Origin of the sequence: Streptomyces sp. NPDC051636, from assembly GCF_044453765.1 — a bacterium.
Classification (GTDB): Bacteria; Actinomycetota; Actinomycetes; order Streptomycetales; family Streptomycetaceae; genus Streptomyces.
Map to the genome: position 1 here is coordinate 74,627 of NZ_JBITDA010000005.1, position 19,936 is coordinate 94,562.

The 19,936-nt window shown below is 72.4% G+C and carries 21 protein-coding genes, 1 tRNA gene and 2 pseudogenes; 13 read left to right on the plus strand and 11 right to left on the minus strand.

The window, feature by feature from the left end; genetic code table 11:
• Positions 1 to 26: 26 nt before the first annotated feature.
• Positions 27 to 1,733 (plus strand): phenylacetic acid degradation protein PaaN, encoded by a 1,707-nt coding sequence (gene paaN / locus ACIBBH_RS11905; protein WP_399404111.1) that lies wholly within the window; start codon positions 27 to 29, stop codon positions 1,731 to 1,733.
• Positions 1,734 to 1,739: 6 nt separating this feature from the next.
• Here paaN and ACIBBH_RS11910 read toward each other — a convergent pair whose 3' ends face one another.
• Genes ACIBBH_RS11910 through ACIBBH_RS11920 form a run of 3 tightly spaced genes read right to left on the minus strand, consistent with a single transcriptional unit; the run spans position 1,740 to position 4,422 of the window.
• Positions 1,740 to 2,489, minus strand: a complete 750-nt coding sequence (locus ACIBBH_RS11910; RefSeq protein WP_399404112.1) for a TrmH family RNA methyltransferase — start codon at positions 2,487 to 2,489, stop codon at positions 1,740 to 1,742.
• Complete coding sequence (locus ACIBBH_RS11915; RefSeq protein WP_399404113.1) at positions 2,486 to 3,694, minus strand: HTTM domain-containing protein; 1,209 nt, start codon at positions 3,692 to 3,694, stop codon at positions 2,486 to 2,488. The genes ACIBBH_RS11910 and ACIBBH_RS11915 overlap by 4 nt, the downstream gene beginning before the upstream one ends.
• Positions 3,691 to 4,422: a DUF5819 family protein gene (locus tag ACIBBH_RS11920; protein WP_399404377.1), complete on the minus strand. Its 732-nt coding sequence runs from the start codon at positions 4,420 to 4,422 to the stop codon at positions 3,691 to 3,693. The genes ACIBBH_RS11915 and ACIBBH_RS11920 overlap by 4 nt, the downstream gene beginning before the upstream one ends.
• A gap of 296 nt (positions 4,423 to 4,718) precedes the next feature.
• On the opposite strand from ACIBBH_RS11920, the gene paaA reads away from it, so the two are divergent.
• The 6 genes from paaA to ACIBBH_RS11950 all read left to right on the plus strand — a co-directional run bounded on the left by paaA (position 4,719) and on the right by ACIBBH_RS11950 (position 9,586).
• Positions 4,719 to 5,726 (plus strand): 1,2-phenylacetyl-CoA epoxidase subunit PaaA, encoded by a 1,008-nt coding sequence (gene paaA / locus ACIBBH_RS11925; protein ID WP_399404114.1) that lies wholly within the window; start codon positions 4,719 to 4,721, stop codon positions 5,724 to 5,726.
• Positions 5,723 to 6,010: a 1,2-phenylacetyl-CoA epoxidase subunit PaaB gene (gene paaB, locus ACIBBH_RS11930; RefSeq protein WP_399404115.1), complete on the plus strand. Its 288-nt coding sequence runs from the start codon at positions 5,723 to 5,725 to the stop codon at positions 6,008 to 6,010. The genes paaA and paaB overlap by 4 nt, the downstream gene beginning before the upstream one ends.
• Positions 6,007 to 6,729, plus strand: coding sequence for a 1,2-phenylacetyl-CoA epoxidase subunit PaaC (gene paaC, locus ACIBBH_RS11935; protein ID WP_399404116.1), 723 nt, complete (start codon positions 6,007 to 6,009; stop codon positions 6,727 to 6,729). Before paaB ends, paaC begins: the two co-directional genes overlap by 4 nt.
• The gene (gene paaD / locus ACIBBH_RS11940) at positions 6,723 to 7,268 is read left to right on the plus strand and encodes a 1,2-phenylacetyl-CoA epoxidase subunit PaaD (protein ID WP_399404117.1); all 546 of its coding nucleotides are present in this window, start codon (positions 6,723 to 6,725) and stop codon (positions 7,266 to 7,268) included. The genes paaC and paaD overlap by 7 nt, the downstream gene beginning before the upstream one ends.
• Complete coding sequence (locus tag ACIBBH_RS11945; RefSeq protein WP_399404118.1) at positions 7,268 to 8,332, plus strand: 2Fe-2S iron-sulfur cluster-binding protein; 1,065 nt, start codon at positions 7,268 to 7,270, stop codon at positions 8,330 to 8,332. Before paaD ends, ACIBBH_RS11945 begins: the two co-directional genes overlap by 1 nt.
• 120 nt (positions 8,333 to 8,452) lie before the next feature.
• The gene (locus ACIBBH_RS11950; RefSeq protein ID WP_399404119.1) at positions 8,453 to 9,586 is read left to right on the plus strand and encodes an acyl-CoA dehydrogenase family protein; all 1,134 of its coding nucleotides are present in this window, start codon (positions 8,453 to 8,455) and stop codon (positions 9,584 to 9,586) included.
• Between the two features lie 112 nt (positions 9,587 to 9,698).
• Here the strand turns inward: ACIBBH_RS11950 and ACIBBH_RS11955 are convergent, their stop codons facing one another.
• The 5 genes and pseudogenes from ACIBBH_RS11955 to ACIBBH_RS11975 form a co-directional block, all read right to left on the minus strand.
• Entirely contained in the window at positions 9,699 to 10,028 is a 330-nt protein-coding gene (locus ACIBBH_RS11955) for a rhodanese-like domain-containing protein (protein WP_399404378.1), read from the minus strand.
• Positions 10,029 to 10,087: 59 nt separating this feature from the next.
• On the minus strand, positions 10,088 to 10,900 hold the full coding sequence (locus ACIBBH_RS11960) for a hypothetical protein (protein WP_399404120.1): 813 nt from the start codon (positions 10,898 to 10,900) through the stop codon (positions 10,088 to 10,090).
• Between the two features lie 46 nt (positions 10,901 to 10,946).
• Positions 10,947 to 11,426, minus strand: a complete 480-nt coding sequence (locus ACIBBH_RS11965) for a hypothetical protein (RefSeq protein WP_399404121.1) — start codon at positions 11,424 to 11,426, stop codon at positions 10,947 to 10,949.
• On the minus strand, positions 11,423 to 12,868 hold the full coding sequence (locus ACIBBH_RS11970) for a DUF2252 domain-containing protein (protein ID WP_399404122.1): 1,446 nt from the start codon (positions 12,866 to 12,868) through the stop codon (positions 11,423 to 11,425). Before ACIBBH_RS11970 ends, ACIBBH_RS11965 begins: the two co-directional genes overlap by 4 nt.
• Before the next feature lie 136 nt (positions 12,869 to 13,004).
• Positions 13,005 to 13,115: pseudogene (locus tag ACIBBH_RS11975) on the minus strand (DNA-binding response regulator); the annotation flags it as partial.
• Between ACIBBH_RS11975 and ACIBBH_RS11980 the strand changes: the two are divergent.
• Together ACIBBH_RS11980 and ACIBBH_RS11985 are read left to right on the plus strand one after the other, a co-directional pair.
• A pseudogene (locus tag ACIBBH_RS11980) lies at positions 13,113 to 13,424 on the plus strand (hypothetical protein); the annotation flags it as partial. The pseudogenes ACIBBH_RS11975 and ACIBBH_RS11980 sit on opposite strands and share 3 nt — an antisense overlap.
• A complete protein-coding gene (locus ACIBBH_RS11985) occupies positions 13,370 to 14,209 on the plus strand; it encodes an ABC transporter permease (RefSeq protein ID WP_399404123.1) in 840 nt (279 codons plus the stop codon). The pseudogene ACIBBH_RS11980 and the gene ACIBBH_RS11985, both read left to right, overlap by 55 nt.
• 221 nt (positions 14,210 to 14,430) lie before the next feature.
• On the opposite strand, the gene ACIBBH_RS11990 is transcribed toward ACIBBH_RS11985, so the two are convergent.
• Entirely contained in the window at positions 14,431 to 14,976 is a 546-nt protein-coding gene (locus ACIBBH_RS11990) for a GNAT family N-acetyltransferase (protein WP_399404124.1), read from the minus strand.
• 147 nt (positions 14,977 to 15,123) lie between these two features.
• Positions 15,124 to 15,666: a hypothetical protein gene (locus tag ACIBBH_RS11995; protein ID WP_399404125.1), complete on the minus strand. Its 543-nt coding sequence runs from the start codon at positions 15,664 to 15,666 to the stop codon at positions 15,124 to 15,126.
• A gap of 104 nt (positions 15,667 to 15,770) precedes the next feature.
• Between ACIBBH_RS11995 and ACIBBH_RS12000 the strand changes: the two genes are divergently transcribed.
• Positions 15,771 to 15,932: a hypothetical protein gene (locus ACIBBH_RS12000; RefSeq protein ID WP_399404126.1), complete on the plus strand. Its 162-nt coding sequence runs from the start codon at positions 15,771 to 15,773 to the stop codon at positions 15,930 to 15,932.
• Between the two features lie 450 nt (positions 15,933 to 16,382).
• Here the strand turns inward: ACIBBH_RS12000 and ACIBBH_RS12005 are convergent.
• Positions 16,383 to 16,466 (minus strand) — tRNA-Leu (locus ACIBBH_RS12005).
• Between the two features lie 381 nt (positions 16,467 to 16,847).
• Here ACIBBH_RS12005 and ACIBBH_RS12010 point away from each other — a divergent pair.
• The 3 genes from ACIBBH_RS12010 to ACIBBH_RS12020 all read left to right on the plus strand — a co-directional run bounded on the left by ACIBBH_RS12010 (position 16,848) and on the right by ACIBBH_RS12020 (position 19,911).
• On the plus strand, positions 16,848 to 17,699 hold the full coding sequence (locus ACIBBH_RS12010; protein WP_399404127.1) for an FhaA domain-containing protein: 852 nt from the start codon (positions 16,848 to 16,850) through the stop codon (positions 17,697 to 17,699).
• Positions 17,700 to 17,709: 10 nt separating this feature from the next.
• A complete protein-coding gene (locus tag ACIBBH_RS12015; RefSeq protein ID WP_399404128.1) occupies positions 17,710 to 18,228 on the plus strand; it encodes an FHA domain-containing protein in 519 nt (172 codons plus the stop codon).
• A 132-nt stretch (positions 18,229 to 18,360) separates the two neighbouring features.
• Entirely contained in the window at positions 18,361 to 19,911 is a 1,551-nt protein-coding gene (locus ACIBBH_RS12020) for a Stp1/IreP family PP2C-type Ser/Thr phosphatase (protein ID WP_399404379.1), read from the plus strand.
• Positions 19,912 to 19,936: the final 25 nt, after the last annotated feature.

The window sequence follows — 19,936 nt, forward strand, 5'->3', positions numbered from 1 at the left end:
CTCTTGAGACGAGGAGTTGGTCCCGCATGGCCGCTGAACTGACCGCGCACGAGCTGATCGCCAGGCACCGGCCCACTCTCGACCAGGCGCTGGAGGCCATTCGCACGCGCGCGTACTGGTCCCCGCATCCGGAGCACCCGAAGGCCTACGGCGAGAACGGCAGCCTGGACGCGGCCGCGGGCAAGGCGGCCTTCGACGCTCTCCTGGGCACCCGCCTCGACCTCGGCCAGCCCGGCACGGACGACTGGGTGGGCGGCGAGGTCTCCCCGTACGGCATCGAGCTCGGCGTGACCTACCCGCACGCGGACGTGGACGTCCTGCTGCCCGCCATGCGGGCCGGGCAGGGCGTGTGGCGGGACGCGGGCGCGGAGGCCCGGACCGTGGTCTGCCTGGAGATCCTCAAGCGGATCAGCGACCGGACGCACGAGTTCGCGCACGCGGTCATGCACACCTCCGGCCAGGCGTTCATGATGGCGTTCCAGGCGGGCGGCCCGCACGCCCAGGACCGCGGCCTGGAGGCGGTGGCGTACGCGTACACGGAGCAGGTCCGCACCCCCTACACGGCCGAGTGGACCAAGCCGCAGGGCAAGCGCGACCCGCTGGCCCTCACCAAGCGCTTCACGCCGGTCCCGCGCGGCATCGCGCTGCTCATCGGCTGCAACACCTTCCCGACGTGGAACGGCTACCCGGGCCTGTTCGCCTCCCTGGCCACCGGCAACGCGGTCCTGGTCAAGCCGCACCCGCGCGCGGTGCTGCCGCTCGCGCTCACCGTGCAGGTGGCCCGCCAGGTGCTCGCCGAGGCGGGCTTCGACCCGAACCTGGTCGCCCTCGCCGCCGAGCGCCCCGGCGAGGGCATCGCCAGGACGCTGGCCACCCGGCCCGAGATCAGGATCATCGACTACACGGGCTCGACCGCGTTCGGCGACTGGCTGGAGGCCAACGCCCGGCAGGCGCAGGTCTACACGGAGAAGGCCGGCGTCAACACGGTGATCGTCGACTCGACCGACGACTACAAGGGCATGCTCTCCAACCTGGCCTTCTCGCTCTCCCTGTACAGCGGCCAGATGTGTACCACCCCGCAGAACCTGCTCATCCCCCGCGACGGCATCCGCACCGACCAGGGCCCCAAGTCCTACGACGAGGTGGTCGCCGACCTCGCCCGGTCGGTCGACGGCCTCCTCGGGGACGACGCGCGCGCGAACGCCCTGCTCGGCGCGATCGTCAACCCGGACGTGAAGGCCCGCCTGGAGGCAGCGGCCGGGCTGGGCGAGGTCGCCCTCGCCTCGCGGGAGGTCGCGAACCCCGAGTTCCCCGACGCGGTCGTCCGTACGCCGGTGATCGTCAAGCTGGACGGCGCGCGGAAGTACTGGGAGGGGGCCGACGACGAGGCCGCCTACATGAGCGAGTGCTTCGGGCCCGTCTCCTTCGCCGTCGCCGTCGACTCGGCCGCCGACGCGGTGGACCTGCTGCGGCGCACGGTCCGTGAGAAGGGCGCGATGACGGTCGGCGCGTACACCACCGACGAGCAGGTCGAGCAGGCGATCGAGGACGCCTGCCTGGAGGAGGCCGCCCAGCTGTCGCTCAACCTGACCGGCGGGGTGTACGTCAACCAGACCGCCGCCTTCTCCGACTTCCACGGCTCCGGCGGCAACCCGGCGGCCAGCGCGGCCCTGTGCGACGGCGCCTTCGTGGCCAACCGCTTCCGGGTGGTGGAGGTGCGCCGGGAGATGTAGGGGCTCTCAGGCGGGCGCGCCCCCGGTGGCGCTCCAGTGGTACAGCGTCATGGCCACAGTGGTCGCGAGGTTGTAGCTGGAGACCTGGGGGCGCATCGGCAGGGACAGCAGGTGGTCGGCGCGGGCGCGCAGTTCGGCGGACAGGCCGCTGCGCTCCGAGCCGAAGGCCAGCAACGCGTCGTCCGGCAGCTTCAGGCCCCGGATGTCCTCGCCGTCCGGGTCGAGGGCGAACAGCGGGCCGGGCGGCAGCTCGGCCACGGTCAGCCGCTCCACCGCGGTCGCGAAGTGCAGCCCCGCCCCGCCGCGCACCACCGTGGGGTGCCAGGGGTCGAGCGTGCCGGTGGTGACCACCCCGGTCGCCGCGAAACCGGCGGCCAGCCGGATCACCGCTCCCGCGTTGCCCAGGTTGCGCGGGTTGTCGAGGACCACGACCGGCGCGCCGCGCGGGGTGTGCGCGAGCTTCTGCAGGTTGGCCGCGCGGGACGGCCGTACGGCCAGGGCGGCCACCGCGGTGGGGTGCGGACGCGGCACCAGGGACGCGTACGTCCCCTCCGGCACCTCGGCCAGGAGGGCGTCCAGCGTGTCGCGGACGTCGGGGGCCAGCTCGTCGGCGAGGGCGAGCGCCGCCGGCCGGTCCGTGGTGACCGCCACCGGCACTTCGGCCCCGAAGCGCACCGCGTGCTTGAGGGCGTGGAAGCCGTCGAGCAGCACGCAGGTGCCGGCGCGTTCGCGCCAGCGGGCCACGGGGTCGGTCATGCCCCGAAGCCTACGCGGGCGGTCTCGCTGCCCTCCGGCGAGCGCGGCGGGGGCAGGTCGCGGCCGCCACGCCGCATCAGCCGCCCCCGCGCGCGGGCCGCCCAGCCGCCGAGCCGGCGCAGGAAGGACGTCGGCAGGAACACCGCGTCCGTGGCGATCATCGCCAGCGAGAAGAAGGGCAGCCCGAGGACGATCGCGATCACGGCGTGCTCGGTCATCATCGCGGCCAGCAGCACGTTCTTGACCCGCCGGTTGAACAGGGCGAACGGGAAGGCGACCTGCACGACGACCGTCCCGTACGTCACCAGCATCACCATGGTGCCGTTGGACGACAGCAGGTCGGCGAGGGCGGGCCAGGGCGAGAAGTAGTCCAGGTGCAGCGGGTAGTAGACCGCGGTGCCGTCCTGCCAGCGCGAGCCCTGGATCTTGTACCAGCCGGCCGTGGAGTAGATCAGGCACGCCTCGGCCATGATCACGAACAGGGCGCCGTTGTGCACGATGCCGGCGACCACGTCCAGCATGATCCGGGGTTCGCCCGATCGCGCCCAGCGCCCCACGGCCCACCACAGGCCCTGCGCCAGCCATATCGTCCACAGCAGCACGGGCACGAGCGAGCCGCTGTCCAGGCGGCCCGCCAGGGTCACGGCGGCCAGCGCGAGACCGAGCACGCCCCACAGGAGAGGGCCGACCCGGTCGCCGGTCCGCTCCTCACGCGCGCGTGCCGCCGCCGCGCGCGTCTCCCGCCGGGCGTCCAGGGACCACACCCGGCCACAGCGGGTGAACACCAGGTAGATCGACATCAGGTGCAGGACGTTGTCGCCGCCGTCGCCCACGAAGACACTGCGGTTCTGCAGGGAGAGCACGCCCACCATGAACAGCACGGAGGTCGTGCGGGTGCGCCAGCCCAGCAGGAGCAGGGCGCTCGAGAGGAGGGCGAGCGCGTAGCACGCCTCGAACCACGCCCGCCCGTCCGTCCACATCAGGACGGTGAAGGCGCCGTTGTCCGAGGTGAGCCGGCGGGCGAGGCCCCAGCTCCAGGGGCCGTCGGGGCCGTAGAGCTCCGCACGGTGGGGGAACTCGCGCAGCAGGAACAGCAGCCAGGTCCCCGCGAAGCCGATACGGATCACGGCGGACTGGTAGGGGCCGAGGGCCGACTCGGTGACCCGGGCGATGCCACGGGAGACCGACAGCACGAGACCGTTCACCGCACACCCCCCGCGGCCTCGTCAGGCGTCACCGTCCACCAGGGCAGCAGCCGGTACACCGGCTTGTCGGAGACCTGCTCGCGGCTCCACGCGGGCGGCGGCACGTTGGTCGTACGGGAGCGCAGCTGCACGCGCTGGATGACGCCCTCCCGGCTCGCGCCGTCCTCGGCGTACAGGCGCATCACCACGATCCGGCGCAGGTACTGCTCGGAGAGGGCGCCGCGCAGGCCCACCGGGCGGTTGTCGGTGCCGTGCGTGGCGACGAAGAAGTCCCAGGCCCGGCGCAACTCGTTCTGCCGGGTGTGGCTGGGCAGCAGACTGCCGTCTATCGCCTCGCCGTCCCGGGCGGACAGGTCGTTCCAGCCGGTGGTCGTGACGGTGCCGTCCGCCGCCCGTATGTCGGCGCGCACCTGCACCGCGATGTTCTGCTGCAGCGGGTTCGGCGCGAACAGCTTCCAGTTCTGCTCGAACTCCGGGTAGATCCACTCCTCGATGGCCCTGCCGTGCTGCTTCGTCACCGTGTTCGCCGGCGCGACATGCAGGAACACCATGCCGAGATGCACACAGGCGGCCACCGCGACGACCGCGAGCGCCAGGGCCGCCCCGACCTGGTAGCGGGGGGAGAGCGCGGCCACGCCGGTGCGGGGGGCGTCGGGGCCGCCGGTCGGCCGACGCGGCCCGCCCTCCGGCCCCGGCGGGGCCTTCGAGTCCTCGTCGTGCGCGTCCATCCCGCCCCGTTTCCCGATCACCGCCGTATGAGCAACGAGCACCGCACGTCTCCTCGGCGCCCGCACGGAACGGTACTCAGCCTCACCCGCCCGGCGCAGCCCCGAGGGACGACCGATGCGACCGGAACGACGGTGGAGAGGGGACGGCCGTGGCCGAACCGAAGTTATCCACAGGCTGTGGCCGCGGTTGTCCACAGCGGTTGACACCTCGCGGCGGCTCGCCCCACCATTGAATCGACACGGACCGAACGATCGGTCGGGAGAGTGCTCCGGCAGCCCGACGTCAGGGGGACCGCATGGCCACAGCAGCCGCACAGCACACGGCCCGCACCGGGGCGTCCAACGCCCGGGACACCGCCGACACTGGCGCGTACGAGCGCGCCTTCGACGCCGCGGTGGCCGCGGACGAGCGCATCGAGCCGCGCGACTGGATGCCCGACGCCTACCGCGCGACCCTGGTGAGGCAGATCGCGCAGCACGCCCACTCCGAGATCATCGGCATGCAGCCGGAGGCCAACTGGATCACACGTGCTCCCTCGCTGCGCCGCAAGGCCATCCTCATGGCCAAGGTCCAGGACGAGGCGGGCCACGGCCTGTACCTGTACGGCGCGGCCGAGACCCTGGGCACCGGCCGGGACGAACTCCTCGACAAGCTGCACACCGGCCGCCAGAAGTACTCCTCGATCTTCAACTACCCCACGCTGACGTGGGCCGACGTCGGCGCCATCGGCTGGCTGGTGGACGGCGCCGCCATCACCAACCAGGTGCCCCTGTGCCGCTGCTCGTACGGCCCGTACGCGCGCGCGATGGTCCGCATCTGCAAGGAGGAGTCCTTCCACCAGCGCCAGGGGTACGAGCTGCTGCTCGCCCTCAGCCGCGGCACCCCGGAGCAGCACGCGATGGCGCAGGACGCGGTCGACCGCTGGTGGTGGCCGTCCCTGATGATGTTCGGCCCGCCCGACGACGCCTCGCAGCACTCCGCGCAGTCGATGGCGTGGAAGATCAAGCGCCACTCCAACGACGAGCTGCGCCAGCGCTTCGTCGACATCTGCGTCCCGCAGGCCGAGTCGCTGGGCCTGACCCTGCCCGACCCGGACCTGAAGTGGAACGAGGAACGCGGGCACTACGACTTCGGCGCCATCGACTGGACGGAGTTCTGGGAGGTCCTCAGGGGCAACGGCCCGTGCAACGAACAGCGGATCACCCAGCGCCGACGGGCACACGACGAGGGCGCGTGGGTACGGGAGGCGGCCGCGGCGTACGCGGCCAAGCACACCGGTGAGACAGGAGCGAGCCGAGCATGACCACTACCGACTGGCCTCTGTGGGAGGTCTTCGTGCGCTCCCGCCGCGGACTCTCCCACACCCACGCCGGCAGCCTGCACGCCCCCGACGCGGAACTGGCCCTGCGCAACGCCCGGGACCTGTACACCCGGCGCGGGGAGGGCGTCTCGATCTGGGTGGTCCCCGCGTCCGCGATCACGGCGTCCTCGCCCGACGAGAAGGATCCCTTCTTCGAACCCGCCGCCGACAAGCCGTACCGGCACCCGACGTTCTACGACATCCCGGAGGGAGTGAAGCACCTGTGACGGCGACCACTGTGCCCACGACGGCCGCCCTCGCCCTCGGCGACGACGCCCTGGTGCTCTCCCACCGCCTGGGCGAGTGGGCGGGCCACGCGCCCGTCCTGGAGGAGGAGGTCGCCCTCGCCAACATCGCCCTGGACCTGCTCGGACAGGCCCGGGTGCTGCTGTCGATGGCCGGGGACGAGGACGAGCTGGCGTATCTGCGCGAGGAGCGCGCCTTCACCAATCTCCAGCTCGTGGAGCAGCCGAACGGCGACTTCGCGCACACCATCGCCCGCCAGCTGTACTTCTCCGTCTACCAGCACCTGCTCTACGCCGAACTGGCCGCCGGGGACGGTCCGTTCGCTCCGCTCGCCGCGAAGGCCGTCAAGGAGGTCGCCTACCATCGTGACCACGCCGAGCAGTGGACCCTGCGGCTCGGTGACGGCACGCAGGTCAGCCATGAGCGGATGGAGCGGGCGTGCGAGGCGCTGTGGCGGTTCACCGGGGAGATGTTCCAGCCGGTGGCGGGCCTGGACGCCGACTGGGCGGGGCTGGAGAGGGCCTGGCTGGAGTCCGTCGGGGACATGCTGCGCCGGGCCACTCTGTCGGTCCCCGAGGGACCGCGGACCGGGGCCTGGTCGGCGGGCGCCGGCCGCCAGGGCCTGCACACCGAGCCGTTCGGGCGGATGCTCGCCGAGATGCAGCACCTGCACCGCAGCCATCCGGGGGCGTCATGGTGACGGCCACCGCGCTGGAGGCGGAATTGCTGGAGCTGGCCGGCTCGGTGCCCGACCCGGAACTGCCCGTGCTCACCCTGCGGGAGCTGGGTGTGCTGCGCGGGGTGCACGTGCGGGGTACGGACGCGGTGGACGTCGAGCTGACGCCGACCTACACCGGCTGTCCCGCCGTCGAGGCGATGTCCCTGGACATAGAGCGGGTGCTGCGCGAGCACGGCATGCGGGAGGTCACCGTCCGCACGGTGCTCTCGCCCGCCTGGTCGACCGACGACATCACCGCCGAAGGGCGGCGCAAACTGCGGGAGTTCGGGATCGCGCCCCCGCGTGTGCGCCGGGACGCCGGGCCGCTGGCCCTGGAGCTGGGGCCGACCCGCACGGTCGCCGGTGAAACCGGCGAGGCCGACGGGCCCGACCCCGTCCGCTGCCCGCACTGCGGATCCGCCGACACCGAGTTGCTGAGCCGGTTCTCCTCCACCGCCTGCAAGGCGCTGCGGCGCTGCCTGGCCTGCCGGGAACCGTTCGACCACTTCAAGGAGCTGTGATGGCCCGCTTCCACCCGCTCCCGGTGGCCGCGGTCGACCGGCTCACCGACGACTCCGTGGCCCTCACCTTCGCCGTCCCGCCGGAGCTGCGCGAGGAATACCGGCACGCGCCGGGCCAGCATCTCGCGCTGCGGCGCCGGGCCGACGGGGCCGAGATACGGCGGACGTACTCGATCTGCTCGCCGGCGCCCGAGCCCGGTGCCGAGGGGCCCACCACCCTGCGGGTCGGGGTGCGGCTGGTCGAGGGCGGGGCGTTCTCGGCCTACGCGCTGAAGGAGGTCGCCGTCGGGGACGAGCTGGAGGTGATGACCCCGGCCGGGCGGTTCACCCTGGAGCCCGCGCCCGGGCTGTACGCCGCGATCGTCGGCGGCAGCGGCATCACCCCGGTGCTCTCGATCGTCTCCACGCTGCTGGCGCGCGAGCCCCGCGCACGGTTCTGCCTGATACGCAGCGACCGCACGGCTGCCTCGACGATGTTTCTGGAAGAGGTCGCCGACCTGAAGGACCGCTACCCGGAGCGGCTGCAGTTGGTGACCGTGCTGTCCCGGGAGGAGCAGCAGGCGGGGCTGCCGTCCGGGCGGCTGGACCGGGAGCGGCTGACGGGGCTGCTGCCCGCGCTGCTGCCGGTGGGCGAGGTGGCGGGGTGGTTCCTGTGCGGGCCGTACGGGCTGGTGCAGGGCGCGGAGCGGGCGTTGCGGGAGCTCGGGGTGGACCGGGCCCGGATCCACGAGGAGATCTTCCATGTGGACGCCGGTGCGGCGCCGGCGACGGCCGTCGTGGCCCCCGCGCACAGCACCGTGACCGCCCGGCTGGACGGGCGCGGCGGGGCCTGGCCGGTCCAGGACGGGGAGTCGCTCCTGGAGGCGGTGCTGCGCAACCGGCCCGACGCCCCCTATGCCTGCAAGGGCGGGGTGTGCGGGACGTGCCGGGCCTTCCTGGTGTCGGGCGAGGTGCGCATGGACCGCAACTTCGCGCTGGAGGCGGAGGAGACGGAAGCGGGATATGTGCTGGCCTGCCAGTCGCATCCGGTGACGGAGAAGGTGGAGCTGGACTTCGACCGCTGAAGCCGGCTCCGGGGTGACCGCGGCGTTCCGCAGCGTTCCCTTCTCCTGGAGTCTGTTCTATCTTGACGGACCGTCAGATCAGCACCGCCGGACGGGCGGATCCGCCGGGAGGACAGGACCGTGGACTTCACCTTCACCGAGGAGCAGTTGGCGGCGGCCGAGGCGGCCAGGGGTGTGTTCGCCGGGGTGGCGCCGGACGCGGTGCCGAGCCCCGCGCTCACCACGGGTGCCGTGGCCGACGGCTTCGACCGGGCGCTGTGGTCCAGGCTCGCCGACGCGGACCTGCTGAGCCTGCTGCTCGACACGGAGTACGGCGGCGCGGGACTGGACGCCATCGCGCTGTGCCTGGTGCTGCGGGAGTCCGCGAAGGTGCTGGCGCGGGTGCCGCTGCTGGAGAGCAGCGCGGCGGCGGCAGCCGTGCAGGCCTACGGCGACGAGGAGTTGAGGGCCGCGCTGCTGCCGCGCGCCGGGCGGGGCGAGCTGGTGCTCACCGTCGCCGCGCACGGCCGCACCGGCCACGACCCGGCCGAACTCGCCGTGACCGCACGGCGGGACGGCGGGACGTGGGTGCTGGACGGGGTGCAGACGGGGGTGGCGTGGGCGTACGACGCCGACCTCGTCGTCGTACCGGCGCACACCGACGCCGACCGGACCGTTCTCGCGCTGGTGCCCCGCGATCACGGGGGAGTCGTCCTCGCCGAGCAGGTGTCCACCAGCGGGGAGCGGCTGGGCGAGGTGCGCCTGGAGTCCGCTCGGATCGCGGCCGGGGACGTCATCGAGGCCGACGGCGCCTGGGAGTGGCTGCGGGCGCGGCTGGCCACCGGTACGTGCGCGCTCGCGCTCGGGCTGGGCGAGCGGGTGCTGAGGATGACCAGCGAGTACACCGGCAAGCGGGAGCAGTTCGGGCACCCGATCGCCACCTTCCAGGCAGTCGCCGTACAGGCCGCCGACCGGTACATCGACCTGCGGGCCATGGAGGCCACCCTGTGGCAGGCCGCCTGGCGGATCGACTCAGGGGCACAGGGCGCGCTGCCCGCCGCCGGGGATGTCGCCGTGGCCAAGATCTGGGCCGCTGAGGGCGTACGGCGGGTCGTGCAGACCGCGCAGCACCTGCACGGCGGGTTCGGCGCGGACACCGACTACCCCCTGCACCGGTACCACGCCTGGGCCAAGCACCTGGAGCTGTCGCTCGGCCCGGCGGCGGCCTACGAGGAGGCGCTCGGGGACCTGCTGGCGGCCCATGCGCTGGGCTGACCGGGCCGCACGCGGGGGCTAGGGGGGGGGGGGGGGGGGGGGGGGGGGGGGGGGGGGGGGGGGGGCGGCGCCCCCCCCCCCGGGGGCCCCCCCCCCCCCCCCCCCCCACCCCTCAGAGGACGTACCCCGGCTGGCCCTCGTCGGTGACGACGGGGCGGCCCGCGGCCGCCCAGACCTGCATGCCGCCGTCCACGTTCACCGCGTCGATGCCCTGCTGGACCAGGTACATCGCGACCTGGGCGGAACGGCCGCCGGAGCGGCAGATCACGTGGACCCGGCCGTCCTGCGGGGCCGCCTCGGTCAGCTCGCCGTACCGGGCCACGAACTCGCTGATGGGGATGTGCAGTGCCCCCTCGGCGTGACCCGCCTGCCACTCGTCGTCCTCGCGGACGTCCAGCAGGAAGTCACCGTCCTTGAGGTCCGCGACCTCGACCGTGGGCACACCAGCTCCGAAACTCATGCGTCCGACGCTACCCGAAGGGGCCCGGGAGCCGAGCCCGGCTACCCCTGGGCGAGCAGCGCCGCAAGCTCCGCCTCGCGCTCCGCCACGTCCTTGCGGAGCCTCTCGGCGATCTCCTCCAGGAGGGCGTCGGGATCGTCGGGGGCCAGGCGGAGCATCGAGGCGATCGCGCTGTCCTCCAGTTCGCGGGCGACCAGGGTGAGCAGTTCCTTGCGCTGGGCGAGCCACTCCAGGCGGGCGTAGAGCTCCTCGGCGGGGCTGGGGAGCCGCTCGGCGAGAGCCGGGCCCGCGGCCCACTCCTCGGCCAGCTCGCGCAGCAGTGCCTCGTCGCCGCGGGCGTAGGCGGCGTTGACGCGGGTGATGAACTCCTCGCGCCGCCCCCGCTCGGCCTCCTCCTGCGCCAGATCAGGGTGGGACTTGCGGGCCAGCTCGCGGTAGAGCTTGCGGGCTTCCTCGCTGGGGCGGACCCGCTGCGGAGGCCGTACCGCCTGGTCCGTGAGCATCGCGACGGCCTCGGAGAGCAGGCCGTCGCCGTCCATCCAGCCGTGCAGCAGTTCCTCCACGCCGGGGATGGGCATCACCCGGGCCCGTGCCTCGTCGGCCCGGCGGATGTCCTCGGGATCGCCGGTGCGAGCGGCCCTGGCCTCGGCGATCCGCGCGTCCAGTTCCTCCAGCCGGGCGTACATCGGGCCGAGCCGCTGCTCGTGCAACCGGGAGAAGTTCTCGACCTCGACGCGGAAGGTCTCCACCGCGATCTCGTACTCGATCAGGGCCTGCTCGGCGGCCCGCACCGCCCGCTCCAGCCGTTCCTCGGGCCGGGGCGGCTGGGACTGCTCAGCTTCCGGGGTCGTCACCCGACCAGCGTAGGCCACGGCCGGAGCGGCCATGGTGGCCCGGCGCTCAACCCACCCCGGACGGGTCCGCGGCCTCCGGACAGTCCGCCGCGACCCACCGAGCCACCAGGTCCCGGCAGGCGACCACGAGGGTGCCCTGGCGGCAGGAGAGCTCGTGGGTGCAGCCGTCGGGGTGGGGGAGGATCTCGTCGATGATCACGTCGCCGAGGGAGGCCGGGTCGCAGGAGCCCAGGACGTCCGACTGGAAACGCGAGACGCCCGTGTAGCGGATGACCAGGTCCTCGTCGTGCTTGAAGCAGTTGTGCCGGAAGCGGATCTCCAGGGTGTCGTCGGCGTCGCGGCGCACCTCCTGCGGCTGGAGGTCCTTCACACAGCGCCTGCCACCGAAGGCGTAGTGCTCGGGGTCGGTGGCGAACGCCCGGGCCCCGGGCGGCAGGCTCTCCGCGAGACCGGGCAACCGCGCCAGATAAGGGCGGGGATCGATGAAGTCCCCGCTCTCCCCGCCGCTCAGCTCGACGTACTTCACACGCCCAGCTCCGCCGCGATCCGCCCCGACCGCACCGCCGCCACCAGGTGCGCGTGGTCCGCCTCCGTGCGGTCGGCGTAGGCGACGGCGAACGCGGCCATCGCCTCGTCCAGTTCCTCGTTCTTGCCGCAGTAGCCGGCGATCAGGCGCGGGTCGGCGCTGTGGGAGTGGGCGCGGGCCAGAAGGGCGCCGGTCATACGGCCGTAGTCGTCGATCTGGTCGGCGGCGAGCGCGGCGGGGTCGACGCTGCCCTTGCGATTGCGGAACTGCCGTACCTGGAAGGGGCGCCCGTCTACCGTCGTCCAGCCCAGCAGGATGTCGCTGACGACCTGCATCCGCTTCTGGCCCAGCACCACCCGGCGGCCCTCGTGGTCCACCGACGGCGGCTCGAAACCCGCCGTCGCCAGGTGCGGGACCAGCGCCGAGGGGCGGGCCTCCTTCACCTGCAGGACCAGCGGTTCGCCACGGTGGTCCAGGAGCAGCACGACATACGAGCGGGTGCCCACGCTGCCCGTGCCGACCACGCGGAACGCCACGTCGTGCACCGCGTGGCGGGCCAGCAGCGGAAGGCGGTCCTCGGAGAGGGTGGAGACGTAGTCCTCCAGGGACGCCGCCACCGCCGCGGCCTCCGCGTCGGGGACACGGCGCAGCACCGGCGGGGCGTCCACGAAGCGGCGCCCGCCGTCCTCGGAGGCCTCGGTCGACTTCGCCGCGAACCGCCCGCTGGTGTTGGCCCGCGCCTTCTCCGAGACCCGCTCCAGGGTGCCGAGCAGGTCGTGCGCGTCGGTGTGCGAGACGAGTTCCTCGTCCGCGATGGCGTTCCAGGCGTCCAGCACCGGCAGCCTGGCCAGCAGCCGCATGGTGCGCCGGTAGGCGCCCACCGCGCCGTGCGCCGCCTGGCGGCAGGTGTCCTCGTCGGCGCCCGCCTCCCGGCCGGCCAGCACCAGCGAGGCGGCGAGCCGCTTGAGGTCCCACTCCCAGGGGCCGTGCACCGTCTCGTCGAAGTCGTTGAGGTCGATGACCAGACCGCCGCGCGCGTCCCCGTACAGGCCGAAGTTGGCCGCGTGCGCGTCACCGCATATCTGGGTGCCTATGCGGGTGGTGGGGGTGCGGGCGAGGTCGTACGCCATCAGCCCCGCCGACCCGCGCAGGAAGGCGAACGGGGCCGCCGCCATCCGGCCCACCCGGATCGGCGTCAGCTCGGGTATGCGGCCGCGGCCCGACTCCTCGACGGCACTCACCGCGTCCGGGCGGGAGCCGTCGAGGTCGAGGGCGCTGTGCGCCCGGCGCGGGACGCTCGTCCGCAGCGACTTGCCCTCCTCCTTCGGCGAACCCTTCGGCGGCCAGTCGGCGAACCCGCGCACCCGGGGGAGCCGACGCGCCACGCCGGTATCCGTCGCCCCCGCCTCCGTCCCCGCCGCTCCCGCCACGGTCTCGGTCATCGCGACCGCCTCCCCCGCACCCACTCGTCCGAACATCAAGAACACCAATGCGTGCTGACGGTACAACCGGTGGCCGAAACGCGTCAGACCCTGTGGACAACTCCGCGCCTGTGGAAAACTCGCCGCTCAGCGGGCCTCACCCGCGCAGAGACGCCAGCACCGCCAGCACCCTCCGGTGCGTCGGCTCCGCCGGCGGCAGCTCCAGCTTGGTGAGGATGCCGCCGATGTGCTCGCCGACGGCCGCCTCGACCGGGAGGGCCGGACGGTGGTCATGGTCACCCACGACCCGGTGGCCGCCTCCTCCGCGGACCGCGTGGCCTTCCTCGTCGACGGCCGCCTCACCGGCGAGCCGACCGGGGCGGACGCGGGCCGGATCGCCGCGCACGATCGCACTGAGACGCACCCGCACCCTGGCTCCACCCACGGCGCGATGCCGGCCGGCGGCACGGAGGCCACCCGGTGTGACGCTGCGCCGTCTCCGCGCGGTGCCCGGCACGGGAGGTGTCGGCGTCCGCCTCGAGCGCGGTGTACGTCGTCGAGGACGGTGTGGCCCTGATCAGGTCCGAGGCCCGCGCCGCCGATCGGGCTCGGCCGGCGGCCACCACCCGGCTGCCACTGGCCGCCGGACGCATCGCCGGCCTCGACGACGGCTCGATCATCGTCAACCAGGAGTGGTGGCGGCGCACCGTCGGGAAGCGCGTCCGGGTCCGGCTCGGCGACGGCACGCCGAGGACGCTGCGGATCGTCGCCGTCATGACCACCGGCACCGGTGACAACGGGGTCTACGTCACCCCGCGCAACGCCGGCGCACCGGTCGACCGGGGCGACGTCGCCCTCGCGCGGGGCGCCGAGGCACGCACCGTGGCCGCCGGCCTGCGCACGGCCGTACGCGGCCCGGGCGGGCGGGTACTGACCAAGGAGCAGCGGCTGCGGGCGGCTTACCCGGTCACCGACCGCACCACCCGCCCCGGGCTCCTCCTCGTGCTGGACACCGCCGTGCTCCACACCGGTGTGGCCGTGGCCAACACGGCGGTGATGGCGGCCTCGGACCGGCTGCGCGACCTGGCCGTCCTGCGCCTGACCGGGGCGACCCGGGCCCAGGCGCTGCGGCTGGTGGCGGCGGAGGCACTGACGGTGGCCGCGATCGGCGGCCTCCTCGGCCTGCTGGTCACCGCCCCCAGCCTGCTCGGCCTCGGCGCCGCCCTGCACCTGCTGCCGGCACCGGCCGCCGTCCGCCTCCCCTGGGCCGCACTCGGCACCACCGTGGGCGCGTGTGCACTGCTCGCGGTGACGGCCTCCGTCGTACCGGCCGCACTCGCGGTGCGCCGCCGGGCGGCCTGAGAGACTCATCACACCGCATGGCAGTTCCCTACAAACGGCGACAGGCTCATCGTGATCACGATGAGCCTGTCGCCTCTTGTGGGGCACCGACGGAACTCGCTGGTCAGGGACGACACCGGGACATCTGAAGATCGTTTCCCACGCTCCCCCCAGGGATTCCCCGCATCCCTGGTCAGCAGCGCGCAGAGCACGGTGCCGGCCAAGGGCTCACCTGAACAGCGTCAGAAGGCCGGCAGCAGGCCCCACGTCTGCAGGGCATAGGGCCGCCCCTTCTCCTCCCCCTCGATCAGTGGGACGTCGAGCAGTCTGAAGCCCGCCTTGGTGGCCACGGCGACGCTTGCGGCGTTTTCGGCTTCCAGCTCCAAGATCACTTTTCCCACCGCCAATTGTTCGAAGGCATACGCAGCCATCACCCGCACCGCTCGTGCAGCCAGCCCCTGACCGCGGTGCGCCGGGCCGATCACGTAGCCGATCTCTGCGCCCTCCGGGACGCGCCGCAGCATCACCTCGCCGAGCGGCGCGCGGCCATCAACGGTGATGGCGAGCAGGATGGTCGTGCCCTCCGCCCGCAGTTGCCGGTCCCGGCCCAGCCGTGCGCGAGCGGCCGTTTCATCGAAGGGTGAGACCATCGGCGTCCAGTACGCGATGTCGGGGTGGTCGAACAAATCCGGCATCGCGGCCAGGTCTGCTTCCGTCCAGTCGCGCAGGACGAGACCTTCCCCTGTCAGCTCAATCCGCTCGGGAAAGGGTAACGAGGTGCCGCTCATGATGCCGTTCCTCTTCGGCCTGACAAGACAGGGCAGCATAACCAGCGCAGTCATCGGCTCACCAGGTTCTCCGGAGGCTGTCGCCCCTGAGCGCGGCGGCGGTGGGAGACGTGGTGGCCAGGCTCCTGCAAGCCACAGGGGCGGACGTCACCCGGGAGCACTGCTTCGACGCAGGCGTACAGATCGACCATTTCGCGCGGTCGCTGCTCGCCTCGGCGAAGTCCGCCGCACTGCGCGTTCCCCGGTGCTGCGCCCACTGCGCTCACTGGCGATGTGGTCGACAGCCTCGACGCGCAGCGGATTCGGTGCCAGGGCTTCGGTCAGGCGGTGTGCGAGCGCGGCGGTGTCGTCGGTCCGCGCGTCGGCGTTGGGGATGTACCGGAAGGTGCAGGCACCGGTCCGGTCCTGTTCCAGCTTGTAGACGTCGATGCCGGGGGCGTCGCCGACCAGGGCGTCGACGGCGCCCGGCGTGACGACACGGCCGTCCACCAGCTGGATCATGTGGGTGGCACGGCCCTCGATCCGCACGAGCGGCAGCTCGCTGCCGCGGCCGCAGGCGCTGCCCAGGGGCGTGAAGTCGTCCCCTGTGGCGTACCGGATGCGGGACGAGTGCGTCGTCCTTGGTGGTGACGTACAGCTCGCCCGTGTCGCCGTCGGCGACGGGCTCGCCGTCGCGGACGAACTCCACATGGAAGTCACGGTCGTTGATGTGCCGCATCCCGTGGTGGCATTCGAACCCGAGGTAGCCGAGCTCGGACCTGCCGATCATGTCGCCGATCGGCAGGTCCGGGCCCATGAACTCCTCGATCTGGCGCCGCGCCACCCGCGTCATGAGGGTGTATCCGCACACCACGTGCAGCCGGCCCGGCGAGGTGATCCTGCGGCCGAGCCGCCGCGCCCACCTGGTCAGGAAGGCGAAGTGCGCCGGGTCCACCACCAGCAGATCGGGTTCGTAGAGCTCGATCTCGTCGAGGGCCTTGACGATCTGCCACTCCGGTGTGGCCAGGAGGTCGTGGGCCACGGTCAGCACCAGGGTGTCGTCCGCGAGCGTCCGGTCCTCCATGGTCGAGAATCCCGTCGCGCATTCCACGTCCGAGCAGTTCGGCGGAGCGAAGCGGCAGATCCTGGGCCGGCTGCCGGGACGCCACAGCTCGTCGAACCGGCGGTTCACGCCACATCACCCAGGCCCGAGACCCTCCTCACACAACGCACACACTGAGCAGAGCCCAATCGAAGATCCAGAACACAACGCGGACCGCCGGAGGCCACCCAGTCCTCGACGGTCCGCTCCGGCATGCCCAGAGACAAGCGTCACAGCACGCAGAAAAGAGGAATGGTCGGCACCGTAATCACGATGCCGACCATTCCGTCGGTGCAGCTAGAGCACTTTCGTCGGTGCTCCCTTGTGCGCGAGGGGGGAGTTGAACCCCCACGCCCTTGCGGGCACTGGAACCTGAATCCAGCGCGTCTGCCTATTCCGCCACCCGCGCATTGGGTGTGTCCTCCGGTTCCGGCCCCGCTGGGCCGGCCCCTTGCGACACGCAGAACATTAGCACGCCGGACAGGGTGGATTCACATCCGTTCCCGGCGTCCGGGGCCCCCGGCCCGTGTATCGAGCAGTGCCGGTTCACGTATCAACCTCGTACCGGTCCCGGCCATCTCCCCAGGAGGCGGACCGGGTCCACAGCCAGGTGCGGGACACTGGTCTTCACGCCCCTCTACGATCCTTGACAAGAGGAGTTCGAAGGGGAGCCGCTGGGGGAACCGGCTGTTTGCCGGGCGCGTGGATACGATCAGTAAGCAGTACCAGGTAAGGCAGTACGCAACAGCAGTACGGCAAGGCAGGACGGCAGCGACGGAGGAGGTGCCCCATGGGAGTCCTGAAGAAGTTCGAGCAGCGTCTCGAAGGTCTGGTCAACGGCACCTTCGCCAAGGTGTTCAAGTCCGAGGTCCAGCCCGTGGAGATCGCCGGAGCGCTCCAGCGGGAGTGCGACAACAACGCCACCATCTGGAACCGCGACCGGACGGTCGTCCCCAACGACTTCATCGTGGAGCTGAGCGCGCCGGACTTCGAGCGCCTCAGCCCCTACTCGGGCCAGCTCGGCGACGAGCTCGCCGGCATGGTGCGCGACTACGCCAAGCAGCAGCGCTACACCTTCATGGGCCCGATCAAGGTCCACCTGGAGAAGGCCGACGACCTCGACACCGGCCTGTACCGGGTGCGCAGCCGCACGCTCGCCTCCTCCAGCAACCAGCAGGCTCCCGCGGCGGCTCCGCCCGCCGCCCGCCCCGTCCCCGGTGCCCCCGGCGGTTACGGCTACCCGCCGCCCGCCGCGGCCCCGCCCATGCCGGCCGCGCCGCCCCCCGGCGCCCGCCCGGGCGGGTACGGCTACCCCCAGCCCGCCACCCAGCGGCCCGCGGCCGCCCCGATGAGCGGCGCCCGCACCCGCTACTGGATCGAGATCAACGGCACCCGCCACCAGATCTCCCGCCTGACGCTGGTGCTGGGCCGCAGCACCGACGCCGACGTGCGGATCGACGACCCTGGCGTCTCCCGCCGGCACTGCGAGATCCGGACCGGAACGCCCTCGACGATCCAGGATCTCGGCTCCACCAACGGCATCGTGGTGGACGGGCAGCACACCACCCGCGCTACGCTCCGCGACGGCTCGCGGATCGTCGTGGGCAGTACCACCGTTATCTATAGGCAAGCCGAAGGGTGAAGCGGGGGCAATGTCAGAGCTGACCCTCACGGTCATGCGGCTGGGTTTCCTGGCCGTACTGTGGCTGTTCGTGATCGTGGCCGTGCAGGTCATCCGCAGCGACCTGTTCGGTACGCGCGTCACCCAGCGCGGATCGCGCAGGGAGGCCGCGCGCCCGCAGCAGGCGGCGGCCCGGCAGCAGGCCGCGCCCCCGCCCCAGCGCGGCCAGCAGGGCGGCGGCCGGCAGCGCCGCAACGCCCCCACCAAGCTGGTCGTGACCGAGGGCACCCTGACCGGCACCACCGTCGCGCTCCAGGGGCAGACCATCACCCTGGGCCGCGCCCACGACTCCACGATCGTGCTGGACGACGACTACGCCTCCAGCCGTCATGCCAGGATCTACCCGGACCAGGGTGGCCAGTGGATCGTCGAGGATCTCGGCTCCACCAACGGCACGTACCTGGACCGGTCCCGGCTGACGACACCCACGCCGATCCCACTGGGTGCGCCGATCCGCATCGGCAAGACCGTCATCGAGCTGCGGAAGTAGTACGACAATGAGCGAGCGGAGCGAGCACGCAGCGGCGGACCGCACCAAGGCCCCCGGCGCGCTCCCGACCGGAGGGTGGGCAGTGTGGCTCGACACGACCGGCTGTACCCGGAGCCGACGGGCGAGGTGCGCATGAGTCTGTCACTGCGCTTCGCCGCCGGATCGCACAAGGGCATGATCCGGGAGGGCAACGAGGACTCCGGTTACGCCGGTCCGCGCCTGCTCGCCATCGCCGACGGGATGGGCGGCCAGGCGGCCGGCGAGGTCGCCTCCTCCGAGGTGATCTCCACCCTCGTCACGCTCGACGACGACGTGCCCGGCTCCGACATCCTCACCTCGCTCGGCGCCGCCGTGCAGCGCGCCAACGACCAGCTGCGCTCCATGGTCGAGGAGGACCCGCAGCTCGAGGGCATGGGTACCACCCTCACCGCCCTGCTGTGGACCGGGCAGCGGCTCGGCCTCGTCCACGTCGGCGACTCCCGCGCCTACCTGCTGCGCGACGGCGTCCTCACCCAGATCACCCAGGACCACACCTGGGTCCAGCGGCTCGTCGACGAGGGCCGGATCACCGAGGAAGAGGCCACCACCCACCCCCAGCGCTCGCTGCTCATGCGCGCCCTCGGCAGCGGCGACCACGTCGAACCCGACCTGTCCATCCGCGAGGTCCGGGCCGGCGACCGCTACCTGATCTGCTCCGACGGCCTGTCCGGCGTCGTCTCCCACCAGACGATGGAGGAGACCCTCGCCAGCTACCAGGGCCCGCAGGAGACCGTGCAGGAGCTGATCCAGCTCGCGCTGCGCGGCGGCGGCCCCGACAACATCACCGTCATCGTCGCCGACGTCCTCGACCTGGACACCGGGGACACCCTCGCCGGGCAGTTGTCCGACACCCCGGTCGTGGTCGGCGCCGTCGCCGAGAACCAGCACCACCTGCACGACAACGGCATCATGCAGACCCCGGCCGGCCGCGCCTCCGGCCTCGGCCGCCAGGGACAGGGCCAGGGCGGCGGCGAGTTCGGCCCGCCCGGCAGCGGTGACACCACCGGCTACATCCCCGCCGGCAGCTTCGGCGACTACACCGACGACGACTTCGTCAAGCCGCGCAAGAAGCACAGGTGGCTGAAGCGGTCCCTGTACGGCAGCCTCGCCCTCGCGGTCATCGGCGGCGGCCTGTACGGCGGTTACCGCTGGACCCAGACGCAGTACTACGTCGGCGTCAAGGACGAGCATGTGGCGCTGTACCGCGGCATCAGCCAGGACCTGGCCTGGGTGTCGCTGTCGAAGGTGGAGAAGGACCACCCCGAGATCGAACTCAAGTACCTGCCGCCCTACCAGCAGAAGCAGGTCAAGAACACGATCGCGGAGGGCGGCCTGAAGAACGCCCGGTCGAAGATCGACGAGCTGGCCGTGCAGGCCTCCGCCTGCAAGAAGCAGGCCGAGCGCCGGACGGCCGGCGACAAGAACAGCTCCAGGACCGGCCAGGGCAAGGCCGGCGGCACCACGGGAACCACGAGCACCTCGTTCACGTCCAAGGCCTCGCCGACCCCGAACCCGTCGTCGTCGGCACCTTCCTCGACGTCTCCTTCGAAGCCCGCGTCCCCCTCAGCGACCGCCACTCCCAGCCCCGGCCCCACTCTCTCGGAGGATGAGCAGAAGGTCGTCTCGCAGTGCAGTAAGCAGTAGGCAAGCCGTGAGAGGCCCTGTCACA